This is a genomic window from Myxococcus stipitatus DSM 14675, assembly GCF_000331735.1.
Lineage (GTDB): Bacteria > Myxococcota > Myxococcia > Myxococcales > Myxococcaceae > Myxococcus > Myxococcus stipitatus.
The window spans coordinates 3,820,855-3,835,496 of record NC_020126.1 but is presented as its reverse complement, the minus strand read 5'-3'; the positions used below and the strand labels follow the sequence as shown (position 1 = coordinate 3,835,496).

Annotated in this window: 13 protein-coding genes; 6 read left to right on the top strand and 7 right to left on the bottom strand. The window is 69.3% G+C overall.

All coding sequences use genetic code 11. The annotated features are described in order from the left end of the window. Positions 1 to 44: 44 nt before the first annotated feature. Entirely contained in the window at positions 45 to 1,523 is a 1,479-nt protein-coding gene (gene cysS, locus MYSTI_RS14935; RefSeq protein ID WP_015348599.1) for a cysteine--tRNA ligase, read from the bottom strand. A gap of 149 nt (positions 1,524 to 1,672) precedes the next feature. Between cysS and MYSTI_RS14930 the strand changes: the two genes are divergently transcribed. Next, complete coding sequence (locus MYSTI_RS14930) at positions 1,673 to 3,325, top strand: FHA domain-containing protein (protein ID WP_084668320.1); 1,653 nt, start codon at positions 1,673 to 1,675, stop codon at positions 3,323 to 3,325. On the opposite strand, the gene MYSTI_RS14925 is transcribed toward MYSTI_RS14930, so the two are convergent. Together MYSTI_RS14925 and MYSTI_RS14920 are read right to left on the bottom strand one after the other, a co-directional pair. Beyond that, entirely contained in the window at positions 3,291 to 3,905 is a 615-nt protein-coding gene (locus MYSTI_RS14925) for a hypothetical protein (protein ID WP_233278276.1), read from the bottom strand. The genes MYSTI_RS14930 and MYSTI_RS14925 overlap by 35 nt on opposite strands. A gap of 120 nt (positions 3,906 to 4,025) precedes the next feature. Further along, positions 4,026 to 4,520, bottom strand: coding sequence for a CarD family transcriptional regulator (locus MYSTI_RS14920; RefSeq protein WP_015348596.1), 495 nt, complete (start codon positions 4,518 to 4,520; stop codon positions 4,026 to 4,028). A 191-nt stretch (positions 4,521 to 4,711) separates the two neighbouring features. On the opposite strand from MYSTI_RS14920, the gene MYSTI_RS14915 reads away from it, so the two are divergent. Beyond that, on the top strand, positions 4,712 to 7,174 hold the full coding sequence (locus MYSTI_RS14915) for a DNA internalization-related competence protein ComEC/Rec2 (RefSeq protein WP_015348595.1): 2,463 nt from the start codon (positions 4,712 to 4,714) through the stop codon (positions 7,172 to 7,174). A gap of 4 nt (positions 7,175 to 7,178) precedes the next feature. After that, complete coding sequence (locus MYSTI_RS14910) at positions 7,179 to 7,433, top strand: hypothetical protein (RefSeq protein WP_015348594.1); 255 nt, start codon at positions 7,179 to 7,181, stop codon at positions 7,431 to 7,433. Positions 7,434 to 7,451: 18 nt separating this feature from the next. On the opposite strand, the gene MYSTI_RS14905 is transcribed toward MYSTI_RS14910, so the two are convergent. After that, positions 7,452 to 8,651, bottom strand: coding sequence for a carbohydrate-binding family 9-like protein (locus MYSTI_RS14905; protein WP_015348593.1), 1,200 nt, complete (start codon positions 8,649 to 8,651; stop codon positions 7,452 to 7,454). 168 nt (positions 8,652 to 8,819) lie between these two features. On the opposite strand from MYSTI_RS14905, the gene MYSTI_RS14900 reads away from it, so the two are divergent. The 3 genes from MYSTI_RS14900 (at position 8,820) to MYSTI_RS14890 (ending at position 11,221) form a co-directional block, all read left to right on the top strand. After that, a complete protein-coding gene (locus tag MYSTI_RS14900; protein WP_015348592.1) occupies positions 8,820 to 9,431 on the top strand; it encodes an LppP/LprE family lipoprotein in 612 nt (203 codons plus the stop codon). A 104-nt stretch (positions 9,432 to 9,535) separates the two neighbouring features. Continuing rightward, positions 9,536 to 10,291 (top strand): YqjF family protein, encoded by a 756-nt coding sequence (locus MYSTI_RS14895; RefSeq protein ID WP_015348591.1) that lies wholly within the window; start codon positions 9,536 to 9,538, stop codon positions 10,289 to 10,291. Between the two features lie 126 nt (positions 10,292 to 10,417). Beyond that, entirely contained in the window at positions 10,418 to 11,221 is an 804-nt protein-coding gene (locus tag MYSTI_RS14890; protein WP_015348590.1) for an FHA domain-containing protein, read from the top strand. Here the strand turns inward: MYSTI_RS14890 and MYSTI_RS14885 are convergent, their stop codons facing one another. From MYSTI_RS14885 to MYSTI_RS14875, 3 genes are all read right to left on the bottom strand, one after another. Next, complete coding sequence (locus MYSTI_RS14885; protein ID WP_015348589.1) at positions 11,222 to 11,653, bottom strand: PH domain-containing protein; 432 nt, start codon at positions 11,651 to 11,653, stop codon at positions 11,222 to 11,224. It lies immediately after the preceding gene. 63 nt (positions 11,654 to 11,716) lie between these two features. After that, a complete protein-coding gene (locus MYSTI_RS41355) occupies positions 11,717 to 13,210 on the bottom strand; it encodes a tetratricopeptide repeat protein (protein WP_015348588.1) in 1,494 nt (497 codons plus the stop codon). A 110-nt stretch (positions 13,211 to 13,320) separates the two neighbouring features. Continuing rightward, on the bottom strand, positions 13,321 to 14,631 hold the full coding sequence (locus MYSTI_RS14875) for an adenylosuccinate synthase (RefSeq protein WP_015348587.1): 1,311 nt from the start codon (positions 14,629 to 14,631) through the stop codon (positions 13,321 to 13,323). Positions 14,632 to 14,642 lie beyond the last annotated feature (11 nt).

Below are 14,642 nucleotides of genomic sequence, written 5' to 3'. Positions count from 1 at the left end.
GGTACCCCGAGCCCTAACACGAAGGCCCGGGGCACCGCAGCCCATCAGCCCTGGGCGGGCGCCACCTTCCACGAGGTGCCGCCAGCCGTGTCCATGATTTCCACGCCCTTCTCCTTCAGCGTGGCCCTGACGCGGTCCGCCGCGGCGAAGTCCTTCGCGGCCCGAGCGGCTGTCCGCTCGCTCAGCAACCGCTCCACCTCCGCCACGTCGATGCCTCGCTCGCGCACCGCGCGCTCACGGCGGCGCAGGAGCCACGCCCCCGCATCGTCCTCGAACAGTCCGAGCACGCCGGACACCTTGCGCACGTCGTCGCGCAGCGCGAGGAGCGTGCGCCCCACCAGGGGCTTGTCCTTCACGGGGGGCTTGTCGGTCAGCTCGTTCATCATGCCGAACAGCCCCGACAGCGCGCCCAAGGCCCCCGCGCTGTTGAAGTCGTCATCCATGGCGCACTCGAACTCGCCGAGGAAGCGGTGCGGCTCTCCATGCACGGGGCCCGCGCCGAAGTCCTTGCCCGCGAGCCGCTCGTCCACCTTGCGCAGCGTCTCGTAGAAGTACTCCATGCGCGCCTCCGCGTCGGCCAGCGCCTTGTCGGAGAAGCTGAGCGGGTGACGGTAGTGCGTGGACAGGAAGAAGAAGCGCAGGGCCTCCGCGTCCACCTTCTCCAGCGCGTCGCGCAGGCGCACCACGTTGCCCAGCGACTTGGACATCTTCGCGCCTTCGAGGTCCAGGAAGCCGCAGTGCATCCAGTACTTCGCCAGGTCCTTGCCGTGCGCGGACTCGCTCTGGGCGATTTCGTTCTCGTGGTGGGGGAAGATGAGGTCCAACGCGCCACCGTGGATGTCGAAGGTCTCCCCCAGGTACTTCTCGCTCATGGCGGAGCACTCGATGTGCCACCCCGGACGCCCCAGTCCCCAGGGGCTCTCCCACGACGGCTCGCCCGGCTTGGCGGCCTTCCACAGCGCGAAGTCGAGCGGCTCGCGCTTCTGGTCGCCGGGCTGCACGCGCTCGCCCACGGACAAGTCATCCAGGTTGCGCTTGGACAACTTCGCGTAGTCCTTGTCCGCGCGAACCGAGAAGTACACGTCGCCCTGCGACTCGTACGCGAACCCCTTGTCCACCAGCGTCTGGATGATGCGGACGATTTCGGGCAGGTGCTCGCTCACCTTGGGCGCGACATCCGGCTCCACCATGTGGAGCGCCTTCGCGTCCTCGCGGAAGTACTCCACGTAGCGCGAGGCCAACGCCACCGGCGCCTCCCCCGTCTCGTGGGCCGCCTTGATGATCTTGTCGTCCACGTCCGTGAAGTTCCGGACATAGCGAACCGTGTACCCGCGGTACCGGAGGTAGCGGACCACCACGTCGAAGGACGTGAAGGTGCGAGCATTCCCGATATGAATGTAACTGTAGACAGTGGGACCACAGACGTAGACCCCCACGCAGCCCGGGACAGCGGGCTCCAGCAGCTCCTTCTGCATGGACATCGTGTTGAAGAGCCGGATGGGTGCGGGAGTCACTTTCGTCATTCCTCGTGGGGGTCCGTCATTGTGTGTGTGGCCGCTACTCTAGATTCCCGGTCCTGAAACAGGCCAGCATTCACACGGCCCTGGACAACTTCGAACGGCCCCGGCCTGAGAACCTTCCAGCCGGTCCTCAATCAGCGAGAATGGTGTTCATGGCTCCACCGAATCCCAAGCGCCCGCCCCGCCCTCCCCGTCCACCGGGTACGCAGGCGCCGAAGGACTCCGACGTGGAGCTGCCCTTCGACGACGACGAGGTGGCACCACTCCAGGCCGACGACCCGCGTCCGCAGCGAGTGCCCCAGTTCCCCGCGGGCTCTCGCAAGCCGACGCGCCAGGGCGGTGGCAGAGGGCGTGAGCGGGGCGACCGGGAGCTGTCGTCCAAGTTCGACTGGGGCCGCGAGTACTCGAACCCCGGCCATCCTCCCGCCTTCCTCTACGTCGAGCGAGGCCCCGGCGCCGGGCAGCTCGTGCCCGTGCAGCCAGGGACGCTGGTCCTGGGGCGCTCCTCCTCGTCGGACCTGCGCCTCCAGCACCCGTCCATCAGCCGCCGCCACGCGCAGGTCACCCGGAAGGGCGACCAGATCTTCCTGAAGGACCTGGGCAGCCAGAACGGCACCTTCATCAATCGCAACCGGGTGACAGATGAAGTCGAGGTGATGTCGGGCGACGAAATCACCCTGGGCAACGCGATGATGCGGCTGCGAGGCCCTGGTGGGACGCCCGCCGCGGGACTCCCCGCCTTCGTCGGCGACGCCGCACCGCCCGCGCCTCGCAAGCGAGGGCTGAGCCCTCTGGGCGTGGGGCTCGTCGCCGCGGGGCTGGGCTCCACCGTGGCCGCGCTGTTCACCGTGCTCGCGGTGGGACTGGGCTCGAATCGAACCGTGTCCACTGACGAGGGGCCTCGCGCGGCGCGCCCCTCGACGTCGAGCCAGGCTCCGTCATCCGGTGCCACTCCGACGGACTCCGAGCGCCCGCTCCTCGTGGACCCCAGCAACGCGCGGCCCACGGAAGACGCGCGCCCGCAGGCCGCGCCGACGCCCTCCGGACTCAGCGCTCGCGACATCGCCTCGGGCTCCAAGCGAGTGACGACCCAGACGGGCGCCGCGAGTTCGGGGACAGGAAGCAGCGCTCGTGACATCGCCTCTGGCGCGAATGCCGGGCGGACGTCCGCACCCGAGGAAGCTCCGGCCCCTTCCGCCAACCCCGGCAAGGAGGCGGGTGTTCGAGACCTCTCCGCGGGCGTGACGCGTGCGCCCTCTCGCGGCGCCATGAGCGCCCAGAGTGTCGCCAGTGGCGAAGTGGCCGCGTTCCCGGACCCGACCGACAGCGATGCGTCGACCGGTGTGAAGAACGGCACGAGCCCGAAGCCTCGGAGCAGCAAGCCGACCGGCCCCACCACGGAGGCGGAGGCCCTGCGGCTCTACGAAGCCAACAACGTCGCCGCGGCGCTCGAGCTCGCCAAGGCCGGCAGGTTCAAGGCGCTCCACGCGCAGCTGTCCCGCTACGACTCCGCCCTGAGCGAGGTGGACAAGGCGCTCCGGAGCAACGACACGGCTCGCGCCATCTCCCAGCTCACCATCGCGGTCGGCGTCGACCAGGAGCTCGCGAAGGGCTGGAGCCAGCAAGGGCTCGAGCTCCGCAACCAGCTCTCCGACTTGTACGTGCGCCTGGGCAAGGAGCACTCGAAGGCACAGAATCCGGACGCGGCCCGGAAGGCGTACACGCAGGCGCTGAAGCACAACAAGGACAACCCGGTGGCCCGCGAGGGACTCAGGCGCCTCGATAGCGCCGCGACAGCCCCTTGATGAGCAGCACGGCGTTGAGCACGGCGAACGCCACGAGCGCGAGCGTCACCAGCACCCGCCCTCGGTCCTCGCGCGGACGCTCGCCCTCGACGATGAGCCACACCTTGCCGTCGTGGGGTTGGAGCTCTCCCATGCCCCGCAGCAGCGTGAGCGCATCGCGATAGCGCGGGGCCTCGTCTTCGACGAGCAGCCGGCCACGAATGGCGAAGGGCCTCGCATCGGGAGGAGGCGGCGCCCGCCCTCTCACCCAGTCCTCTCCAGGCAACGCGGGCCTGCGCACGACGAACGGGGACTCACGCAGCCCCACCAACACGAACAGGCCCGCCCCATCCTGCTCATACGCTCCGCGCGCCGTGGGGATGCCGTGCACCTGCGCATAGCGATTGGAAGCCAGCGCGTCGAAGCGGTACTCCCCCTCCGCGCCCAGCGTCAGGGGGACAGGCGAGGAGAAGAAGTACGCCAGCTCCCGCCGCTGCATCAGCACGAGCGACAGGCTCACCGCGATGGCCACCACGGAGGCGAGCGGACGGACGCCCAGGCGCCTCCGCGCGAGCCGGGACTCCAGCTCGGCGATGCGCAAGTCCCTCTCAGCCTGGGCCGATGTGGATGGGGGCGACTCAGTCATGACGCAGAAAGACGAAACCCCGAGCTCCCTTCACGGGAACCCGGGGTGGAAGTCTTGGACCTCCACTCGCCCACGTCAGGCGAGGTTGAAGATCTTCTTCAGGTCCGACTCGATTTCTTCCTCGGAGCAGTCCTTCGCGAGCGACAGCTCCTTGATCAGCAGCGAGCGCGCCGTATCGAGCATCTTGCGCTCGCCGAAGGACAGATCCTTGTCACCCTTCAGGAGGTACAGATCACGAAGCACCTCGGCGATCTCGAAGACGGAGCCCGTCTTGATCTTCTCCATGTACTCCCGGTACCGACGGTTCCAGGTGGTGGAGTCAACCGAGATGTCCTTCTCGCGGAGGATGGAATAGACCTGCTTCACATCCTCCTCGCTGATGATCTCACGGAGGCCGACCGACCCGACCTTGTTGATCGGGATCATGATCCGCATCCCGTTCTCCAGGATGCGCAGCACGTAGAACGACTGGCGCTGCCCGGCCACTTCGGTGTGCTCGATACCCATCACCTCACCGACGCCCTGGCCCGGATAAACCGCCTTGTCACCAGTCTTGAAGCTGGTCTGCACTAACTGCCTCCTTGAAAGACTCGCTCCCGGCCTTCCATCAACAAGCCGGGCACAACTACCACAAACCACATCCACGGGCAACGATATCGCCTTGACCACCCAGAACGCGTCCGACTACGTTGTCGGTTTTCGTACGCGACAACGCTCAGTGTGCGAGTCGGCGTGACGGACGGTGTTGGGCGGGGTGGTCGGTGGATCGTTACGCGTGGCGCGACCTGGGGACGCGTCCCCTCTTTTTTCCCTCGTTGAGCTTGCTGCTGGGCGCTCTCTGGGCACCAAGAACGGACGCCTCCGCGGAGCTATTTCTGGTCTGCGGGGTTTTCCTAGGACTGTTCGGTCTAGCGCTCGCTCGGCTGCCCGGTGCGCATCTGGCGGTGCTGGGCGCCCTCGGGCTGGCCGGAGTGGGCCTGGCGCGCTGGGAGGCTCGCACCGAGGTGCCCCTGGTCCTGACCCGAGGCGGAGACGCCGTCGTCGAGGGTGAAGTGGAGCGGGTGGACCCGTTGGAGGGAGCCACTCGCGTGAGGCTCGCGGTGGCCCGAGCGGGGCCTGGAGACGCGGCGCTCGAGCGTGCCCGGTTCAAGGTGAACCTGACGCTGCGGGGTTCCTCGCCGCCCCCCCTGCTTCCAGGACAGCGCCTTCGAACCACGGCTCGGCTGACGCCGCATGCCCCCGCGGCCAATCCCGGGGAGAAGGACTTCTCGTCGGTCCGCTGGCGGCAGGGCGTGGCCTTCCTGGCGACGGCGGATGCGGAGGCCGTGCTGGTGTTGTCTCGAGCGCCTGGGTGGCGCTGGGAGGTGGAGGACACACGGGAGCGGTTGGCGGAGGCCACCCATCGGCTGGCGCCGTCTCGCGACGCGGCGGCACTGTTCCTCACGTTGGCCGCGGGTCGACGCGCGGAGCTGGATGCGGCGTGGGAAGAGGCCTTCTCGAAAGCAGGGCTCGCGCATGTCCTGAGCGTGAGTGGTCTGCACGTCGCGGCGCTGGCGCTGATGACCCTCGCGCTGCTTCGCCGGCTGTTGGTTCGCGTGGGGGAACGGTGGCGGAAGGTCGATGCCCGACGGGTGGCGGCACCCGCCGCGGTGCCCTTCGTCTGGGCCTATGTGCTGTTCACCGGAAGCCAGCCGCCAGCGGTGCGCTCGGCGGTGATGGCCACGGTGGTGCTGCTGGGGCTGTCGTGGTGGAAGCGCGCGGATGGCTTGAATGGCCTCGCGGCGGCGGCCCTGGTGCTGGGGATGTGGGCGCCCTCCAGTGTCGAGGACCTGTCCTTGCGACTGTCGTTCCTCGCGGTGCTGGGCCTGGTGCTGCTCGTGCCGGCACTGAGGCTGGCCCTGCCCCTCTCACCTCCGGCCCCTGGTGAACAGCGGCGATGGGTTCGACTCTGGGGCAAGGCTCGCGAGTCCGTCGCCCAGACGTTGTGCGCGAGCGCCGCGGCCACGCTGGCCGGGCTGCCCGTCGTCGCCTGGGCTTTTGGACGTGTGAGCCTGGCGGGACTCGTCTCCAACGTCGTCGCCCTTCCTCTCTGCGGCCTGCTCACCGGAGTGGCCGCCGGGGGGGCCGCGCTGTTCGTCGTCGCACCACCCCTTGCGACTCCCGTGCTGTGGGTGGGTGCGTGGGCCTCGGAGCTCCTGCTGTGGCTCACGCGGGTGTTCGCCGCCATGCCCTGGGCGTCGGTGGAGGTGGCGTCGCTCGGCGGTTGGTCCGCGCTGTACGCGCTGGGACTCTTGTCATGGGCGCTGGGCACGGGACGGTGGCGGCTGGGGGGATGGCTTGCCCCCCTCGCGCTCGTGGCCTCGGTGTTCGTCCCCCGGCTCATGCCCCAGCCGGGGCTGCGGGTCACCTTCCTCTCCGTGGGGCAAGGCGACGCGGTGGTGCTCAGCTCCGATGGCCATCATGCGCTTGTCGACGGGGGCGGGGCGCCCGGTGGCGCGGACACGGGGACTCGCTTCGTGCTGCCCTATCTGCGGCATCAGGGCATCTCGCGCCTGGACCTCGCGGTGTTGTCCCATCCCCATCCGGACCATGCGCTGGGGCTGGTGTCCGCGTTGGGAAGCATTCCCACCGCGCGCCTGTGGCTCCCCGCTGGAGATGAAGGCGGGCCACTCTCCCGACGGGTGGTCGCCGCCGCGCGCGATGCCCACGTCGAGGAAGTGGAGGCGGGTCATCCCCCGCTGACCTTGGGCGAGGCCACGCTGGAGGTGCTGGGCCCGCCCGAAGCCGCGGAGCGCGAACTGCTGGAGGGCGTCAACGACCGCAGCGTGGTGCTGAGAGTCCGCCATGGTGACGTCACCGTCCTTCTGCCCGGGGACGTGGAGCACGCCGCGGAGGAACAGCTCGCGGAAACAGTGGGCCCGGTGACGGTGATGAAGGCCCCGCACCATGGCTCACGAACCTCGTCCACCCAGGCCCTCCTGGAGCGAGCCCGTCCCCGCTACGTCGTCTTCTGCGTCGGCCGCCGCAATCGCTTCGGCTTCCCGCATCCCGACGTGGAGGCTCGCTACCGGGCCCTGGGCAGCGAGTGTTGGAGGACGGACATCGACGGAGCCGTCACGGTGGAGAGTGATGGCCGGGATGTCCGGCTGCTCCCCCACCTGACGCGCGAGCCACCCTTGGGGGAGCCTCGACTTGCCGACGATGGACGGCATTCCCATCGTTGAGCCGATGAATCCCGAGGACATCGACCTGCGGCAACTCACCGCGGACCTGAAAGACGCGCTCGGCCCTGGAGAGCCCGTGGGCTACCTGCGTGGCAAGTCGCTCATGCGCGACATGCTCGTGGACCTGAAGGGTTACTCCCAACAAGAGGCCGAGGAGCTCATCGACACGCTGGAGCTCCAGGGGTTCCTCCGCTTCCTCGGGGACCCCGCGGAGCGGTCCGTGGCGGATGCCCAGTGGTCCATCACGCCGCACGGCTGAGCGCGACGAAGCCCTGCCCTACTGGAACGTCAGCCACGCGAAGCGAGGCAGCGCGTGGAAGTCGCCCACGAAGAGCGGCGAGAAGGCCTGCCCCTCCACCGTGCGACGCCCGTGATGCTCCAGGCGGTAGAGGTTGAAGCGCCAGCGGTCCCCGGGGCGCGGTGGGATGTGGGGCACCTCCGAGAGCCGCGCGAACGGAATGCGCATCTCCACGGACCAGCCTTCGTCCTTGTCGGAGGCATCGTCGAGCGTGCCTCGCACCTTCACGGCCGACTTCATCCCCGAGTCCCACGACACATCCATCCCCTGACGGCGCCCGACGAAGGACGCATCGAAGTTGACGTTGTGGGGTGACACCTGCAGCTCGTTGTACGTCCGGCCATCCGCGTTGGCGTCGAGGAAGATCTCCACCACCTCCTGCTCGTAGATGGGGTCATCCCGCTTGAGCAGCGTGCCCCAGACGTCGGGGTCCTCCGCGTCGAAGGCCACGTAGAGGAACTCATCGTCGTACGCGAGCCGCGCCTCGGTGCGAAGCCGGACCTCGCGTCCATCGAAGCTGCCGCGCAGCACCACGGGCGACGCCGACTTCCAGGCCGCGTCGTCCAACACACCGTCGATGGTGGGAGCGGCGCTCGCCCGGCGCACGAGGTACTCGGGCAGTTCCGCGGCCGCGTTGCCCCCGAGCCGAGGGCCCATCATGCGATGGGCGCCGTCCTGCGCGGAGGCCTCGTCGACGGGCAGCCGCGCATCCCCGCGCCAGAAGCCCAGCATCACTCGCGCGGGCACAGCGGGCATGGGCACGCTGTGGACATCCTCGACGACCTTGTCCACGGGCCACGAGGCCAGGGGCGCGGCGCCGTTCTGCACTTCGTGGTCCGCGTTGATGAGCATCCCACCGCCCGCTTCGTCGACCACGTGGACGAAGAAGCCATAGCCCTGGGGCGGCGGACGTCGGGCCTGGAAGTAGTGCGACAGACGCACTTCCTCTCCCGGGGCGGCATTCGGCGGCGTCACCTTCGAGCCCAGGTACACCACCGCGCCTTCAGCGAAGGTGGTGCCCGCGCGGAACGTCAGGTCCGACGGTGCGGCGTCCAGGAGGCGGGCCTGGGCCGGCTCGGGCAAGCGCTGCGTGCGCGGCTTGGGACCTGCCTGCTCATCGCGGCAGGCCGTCACCAGGCTCGACAGGGTCAGCAGAAGAACGAGGGATGAGGTGCGCATCGGCGGCGGGCATCCTAGCGAGCTTCATGCCCACGCGTGGGTGTGTTCGTCGACACGGCAAGCTCGGGCGTCCCTGCGCTCACCTGCCCGGCCGCGCCCAGGCCGTCCCATCCGCCCACCGCCAGCGCCATCTTCATCCGGCACATCGAACCTCCCGGAGGTCCGCCCATGTCGCGACACCGCATGCCCACGCTGCTCTGCGCCGTGCTGCTCCCGCTCGTCTCCCTGGGAGCCCCCACCCCCGAGGCCCCCGTGTCCACGGGCTCCGCATGGGTGGACACCCAGCCGATTCCCACCTGGAACAAGCCGAACAGCCCGCTCCCCAAGGCCCCCCAGGGCAACGGCCAGTCCCTGCGCACGGGAGACTGCGCCAAGCTCGCGCGCAAGCCCACCACCGCATCGGACCGGGCCTTGATGAAGGCGGGATGGACGCTGCTCGGTCCTCTCAAGATTTTCGACACGACGGAGGTCATCACCGCCGCGGCCGAGGGCGATGGCATGTGCCGCGCCATGGGCTTCCACGTCTTCGTCTTCGTCAACGGGCGCTTCGCGGGAACGCTGTCACCCGAGCCCATGTCGGACCGCTTCGACGGCGCCATGGGCGAGGTCCACATCCTCGACGCCAGGAACCTCACGGCCACGGTGCGCCGCTACTCCGCCGAGGACCCGCTCTGCTGTCCCTCGCGCGAGGCCCACGTGGACTACGAGATTCAAGCAGCCCCCAAGGGCCCCGTGGTGACAGCCACCCAGGCCACCACCCAGCCGACGTTGCAGCGCTGAGCGCGCGGGGGGTCCAACCTCGGCTTCCGACTCCCGTAAGCCGAAGCCCCGACGCAGCGCCAGTCCTCGAGACACACGGCCCGCCTTGCGGCTACGAAGTCCTCATGCGCCCCTTCCTCACGGCCACGTGGCGGTACCTCTTGATGCTGAACTACGAGGTGGACCCCCAGGTCCTCGCGCCCCTCGTCCCTCGCGGCACCGAGCTGGACACGTGGCGAGGCAAGGCCTTCGCCAGCATGGTGGGCTTCCGCTTCCTGGACACGCGCGTGCGGGGGCTCGCGGTGCCGTTCCACCGCGACTTCGACGAGGTCAACCTGCGCTACTACGTGCGCTACCGGGGCCCCGAAGGCTGGCGGCGCGGGGTGGCCTTCGTGCGCGAGCTCGTCCCTCGCTGGGCCATCGCCACCGTCGCCCGCGTCCTCTACAACGAGCCGTACCTCGCGCTGCCCATGCGCCACAGCGTCGAGATGCAGGGCGCCGAGCAGGGCACGCGAGGGCGCGTGGAATACGCCTGGAAGCACGGGGGCCAGTGGCACCGCCTCGCGGCCCACACGCGTGGCACGCCCCTCTCCAGCACCGAGGGCTCCCAGGAAGAGTTCATCACCGAGCACTACTGGGGCTACACGCCGCAGCGAGATGGCGGCTGCGCGGAGTACCGCGTGGAGCACCCGCGCTGGTCCGTGTGGCAGGCGGAGGACGCGACGTTCGACTGCGACGTGTCGCGGCTGTACGGCGACCGCTTCGTCCCCTTCCTGCGTGGCACTCCCGCCTCGGCCTTCGTCGCCGACGGCTCCGGCGTGTCCGTGTACCCAGGCACGCGACTGTCCGAAGGCGCACAGCTCTCCGCCCCCGCCGCGTGAAGCCCCGGCCCCAGCCCGTCTCGCGGCGAGGATGGGGTCTCACGGGTTCGAGACGCCCCCACCCGGTAAGCGCGCGAATCCGGAGGGCACCCAGGACGGTCCACCGGTTGCTCCGGCACGAGGGCCATGCGCTTCGAATTCCAACACCTGGGCACCACCACCCCGTTCGAGCTTCCCGAGGGACACCACCTGCTCGGCGGTGGACCCGAAGACCATGTCCGGCTGGAGGCCCTCCCCCCCAACCTCCTGACCCTGCACATCGAGGGTCCCCGCCTCATGGTGGAGGCCTCCCGGACCTTCAACGTCAACGGAGTGCTCGTGCCACCGGGCGTGTCGCGGCTGGTGCTCCCAGGCGAGGTGGTGGGCCTGCCCGACACGATGGCCTTGAGCGTGCTCCCCGAAGTCCCCACGGACCGAGGCCTTGGAACGCTCGCGGTGCTCAAGGGAATGCTCACGGGACTCGATGCCCCCACCCCCTCCCGAGCGGCCACCCTCACCTGCTTGACGGGCCTGGACGTGGGACGGACTCACGCGCTCGCGGAGTCCCTCACGGAGCTGGGCCGAGGTCAGGAAGCCACGCTGCGACTGCGCGACAGGTCCGTGTCTCGAAACCATGCACGCATCCATCATGACGAGGGTGTCTTCACGCTGGAGGACCTCGGGAGCCCCAATGGCGTGTACGTCAACGGGCAGCGGGTGCGGGAGCAGATGCCGCTGACGGACGGCGACGTGGTGGAGCTGGGCCGCACGTTGCTGCGATTCCAGGCGCCCCTGGAGGACCCACCGGAGACTCCCGCCACGCCGGAGAGCGAGCCCCCGGCGGCTCCCCCCAAGCGACGCATCTCCCGTGGAGAGTGGTGGCTCGTCGCGCTGGGAGGCACGGCGGCGCTGGCGGGCCTGGTCGTCACCTACTTGCTGACGACGGGGTAGTCACCCAGGCAACGGGCCCAGCCCGGCACGCTCCACGAGAATCCGAGCCAATGTCTGGTGATGCCGGAAGAAGCTGGTGAAGTGTACGAATCCCCACTGTCCACGAATGGCGTAGACAGTGACGGGTCCCGGCAACACGTCGACATTGCGGATGTCGGAGAAGGCCAGGCGTCGCGTGCGGACCATGCCGCGGTAGGTGATGCCTCGGGCATCCACCACGATGAGTGTTCGCGCGTAGTAGGTGAGCGAGACAGCGAAGAAGAGGATGAAGAAGCCCGCTGACAGGAAGGTCTTCAGCGGCACCCCTTCGAACTTGAAGAGGTAGAGCAGGACGCCCACCCAGAGCAGACCCGCCACCGCCATCGCGACCGCGAGGCCACGACGAGGGCGAAAGACCTGCCGTCCGTCCATCTCCGCGTCGCGCCCGGTCATGCATCCAAGTTAGTGCTTGGGCCTGACAGGGTCCACCTGCACTGGCGGCCGCCTGGCAGCCGGTCAACGCAGCTTCGACGCCTTCTGTCGAGATTCCTCCTGGAGCTGGGGCCGTACGTCCGCGGCGGACGAGGCGGCGTAGCGCTCGTAGAGACCTCGGGCCTCGGCGTTGCGCCCAAGGGCGCGGTAGGATTCAGCCAGTCCATACAGCGGCGAGGCCGACTGGGGCTCGAGCTCCAACGCGAACTGATAGTCCGCCGCGGCCTCCGCATAGCGGCGCAGGCCGATGTTCGCGCTGCCGCGCGCGGTGTAGGCCACCGCCAGCATGGGCTCCAGTTGGATGGCCTGGGAGAGGTGCGTCAGCGCGGTGGTGAAGTCCTTCGCGCCAATGCGCTGCACCCCTTGCTCGTACGCCCTCCGGGCCTGGGCGCGCGTCGTGTCCGCGACAGGACCCGAGCCCGGCGCCAACCCAGCCGCCTGAGGAGAGGTCCCCACCTGGGCCTGCTTCGCGCGGGCCCGCGTGATGTTGTCCTGCGCGCTCTGGCGAATGGTGGCGTCCTGCGTCAGCCGGCTCACCGACTCCCACTTCTCCACGGCCTGCCCGTAGTAGCCGAGCACCGCCAGCGCGTTGCCCAGCTTGAAGAGCGCCTCCACATGGCCCGAGTCCGCGTGCGAGGCATCGAGGAACGCGAAGGCCGCCTCGCGATAGCGGCGCTCCTTCATCAGCGCATCACCGTCGCGGATGCGCGCCGCCGCGAGCGCGGGGTTCGGCGTGCGCTCCGGAGAGGCCTCCGAGGTCGCGCGTGTCGACGGGAAGGGAATGGGCTCCTGCGGACGCTCCACGTCCTGCGGCGCGCCTCCCGCCGCGACAGCGGGCGCGGGGGTGTTCGACTTCTCCGGCGGGGATGCGACGGGCGTGCTCGGAGCAGCGGGCGCGGGCGTCGTCACCGCGGGAGCCGAGGCCGCCGGCGCGGCGATGCGGCGCGAGTCCTCGACCTGCGCGTTCGCGGGAAGCGGCTCCCCACCCAGGGCCTTCAGGTGTCCGCGTGCCTTCTGCACCCAGACCTGCTCGGCCGGGCGCTTCTCGCGGAGGATGTAGCCCTGGTACGCGGCGATCGCCTGCGTCCTGTCGCCGAGCAACCGGTGACTCTCCGCCAGGCCGTAGTAGCCATCCGCGTCCGCGGGCTCCAGCTCCACGTAGCGCGAGTAGGCGCGGGCCGCGGTGGCCCAGTCGCTCGACTTGCGCGCGGCATAGCCCAGGTTGAAGAAGGCCATCTTGTGCTCGGGGTCCGCCTCCGTGGCCTCCTGGAAGCGCGCGATGGCGTCCTTCAATTGGCCTTGCCGGAAGAGCACGCTGCCCAGACCGTTGAGCGCGGCGGCATAGCCAGGAGTGGCGGACAGGGCCTCGCGATACGCGGCGGCGGCCTGCTCCAACCGGCCCGAGGACAACGCGGACTCGCCCTGGACAAAAGAGGCCCGAGCGGACTCGGACGGCTCCGCCGCGCCGAGCAGCAACACCGCGGATAGGGCGATGACGGACTTGCGCACGAAAACCATGACGTCCCCCAGAGGGTGGCTCCCGGTTGCCGTAGCAGAAACCGGGGGCGACGTCACGGCGCTACCGCACCCTCGGTGGGAGTTTCCCCCGAGGGTGCACCCTGCCCGCTTCAGCTCCGGAACGGATTCTGGATCAGCACCGTCTCACCGCGGTCGGCGCCCACGGAGACACACACCACGGGGACGCCGCTGATCTCCTCCACGCGGCGGACGTAGCGCTTGGCGTTCTCCGGCAGCTCCTCGAAGCTGCGCACCCCCGCGAGCTTCTCGTCCCAACCCGGAAGCGTCTCGAAGATGGGCTTGACCCGCGCAAGGTCCTCGTAGTCCCCGGGCAGCTCGGTGACCTTCTGGCCATCCAGCTCGTACGCGTTGCAGAGCTGCACGGACTTGAGCCCGCTCAGCACGTCCAGCTTGGTGAGCGCCAGGCCCCACAGGCCGTTGACGCGCACCGCGTAGCGCAGCACCACGCCATCCAGCCAACCGCAGCGGCGCGGACGCCCCGTGGTCGCGCCGAACTCGTCGCCCACCTTGCGGAGCTGGTCACCCGTCGCGTCGTTGAGCTCCGTGGGGAACGGACCCCCGCCCACGCGCGTCGTGTAGGCCTTGCTGATGCCCATCACCTTGTCGATGGCCGTGGGCCCCAGGCCCGAGCCCACCGCCGCGTTGCCCGCCACGCAGTTGGACGACGTGACGAACGGATAGGTGCCGTGGTCCACGTCGAGCAGCGTGCCCTGCGCGCCCTCGAAGAGGATGCGCGCGCCGCGACGCACCTGCTCCGACAGGAACAGGGAGACGTCGTGGACGTAGGGCTTGAGGCGCTCACCCAGGGCGGAGAACTCCGCCAGCACCTGAGGAACCTCGAGCTGCGGCACGGGCACCCCGGCCTTGGCGCACAGGTCCTTCAGCTCGTCGAGCGCCTGAGGCAGACGCTCCTCGATGCGCTTGCGCAGCCGGTCCGGGTTGAGGAGGTCCCGCACGCGGATGCCGCGACGCGCGACCTTGTCCTCATAGGACGGGCCGATTCCGCGACCCGTGGTGCCGATGGCGGCACCACCGCGCGCCTTCTCGCGGAAGGAGTCCAACAGCTTGTGCCACGGGAAGATGACGTGGGCATTGTCGGAGATGAGGAGCTGCGCGTCCTCCTTGAGGAAGCCGCGCGCCTTGAGCGCGTCGATCTCCCCCACGAGGACCGCGGGGTCCACCACGACTCCGTTGCCAATGACACAGGTCTTGCCCTGGTGAAGGATGCCCGACGGAATCAGGTGAAGCACCGTCTTCTGGCCACCCACCACGAGCGTATGACCCGCGTTGTTGCCGCCCTGGAAGCGGACAACCACCTGGGCATGCTCGGTGAGCAGGTCGACGACCTTGCCCTTTCCCTCATCTCCCCACTGCGCTCCGATGACGACGACGTTCGGCATGGTGCCCGCCG

Excerpts from the sequence above, each read along its gene's own strand:
- MYSTI_RS14895 (WP_015348591.1), top strand. The coding sequence starts at position 9,536 with ATGCGCCCCTTCCTCACGGCCACGTGGCGGTACCTCTTGATGCTGAAC.
- MYSTI_RS14910 (WP_015348594.1), top strand. The coding sequence starts at position 7,179 with ATGAATCCCGAGGACATCGACCTGCGGCAACTCACCGCGGACCTGAAA.
- MYSTI_RS14885 (WP_015348589.1), bottom strand. The coding sequence starts at position 11,653 with ATGACCGGGCGCGACGCGGAGATGGACGGACGGCAGGTCTTTCGCCCT.
- MYSTI_RS41355 (WP_015348588.1), bottom strand. The coding sequence starts at position 13,210 with ATGGTTTTCGTGCGCAAGTCCGTCATCGCCCTATCCGCGGTGTTGCTG.
- MYSTI_RS14905 (WP_015348593.1), bottom strand. The coding sequence starts at position 8,651 with ATGCGCACCTCATCCCTCGTTCTTCTGCTGACCCTGTCGAGCCTGGTG.
- MYSTI_RS14900 (WP_015348592.1), top strand. The coding sequence starts at position 8,820 with ATGTCGCGACACCGCATGCCCACGCTGCTCTGCGCCGTGCTGCTCCCG.
- cysS (WP_015348599.1), bottom strand. The coding sequence starts at position 1,523 with ATGACGAAAGTGACTCCCGCACCCATCCGGCTCTTCAACACGATGTCC.
- MYSTI_RS14875 (WP_015348587.1), bottom strand. The coding sequence starts at position 14,631 with ATGCCGAACGTCGTCGTCATCGGAGCGCAGTGGGGAGATGAGGGAAAG.
- MYSTI_RS14930 (WP_084668320.1), top strand. The coding sequence starts at position 1,673 with ATGGCTCCACCGAATCCCAAGCGCCCGCCCCGCCCTCCCCGTCCACCG.
- MYSTI_RS14890 (WP_015348590.1), top strand. The coding sequence starts at position 10,418 with ATGCGCTTCGAATTCCAACACCTGGGCACCACCACCCCGTTCGAGCTT.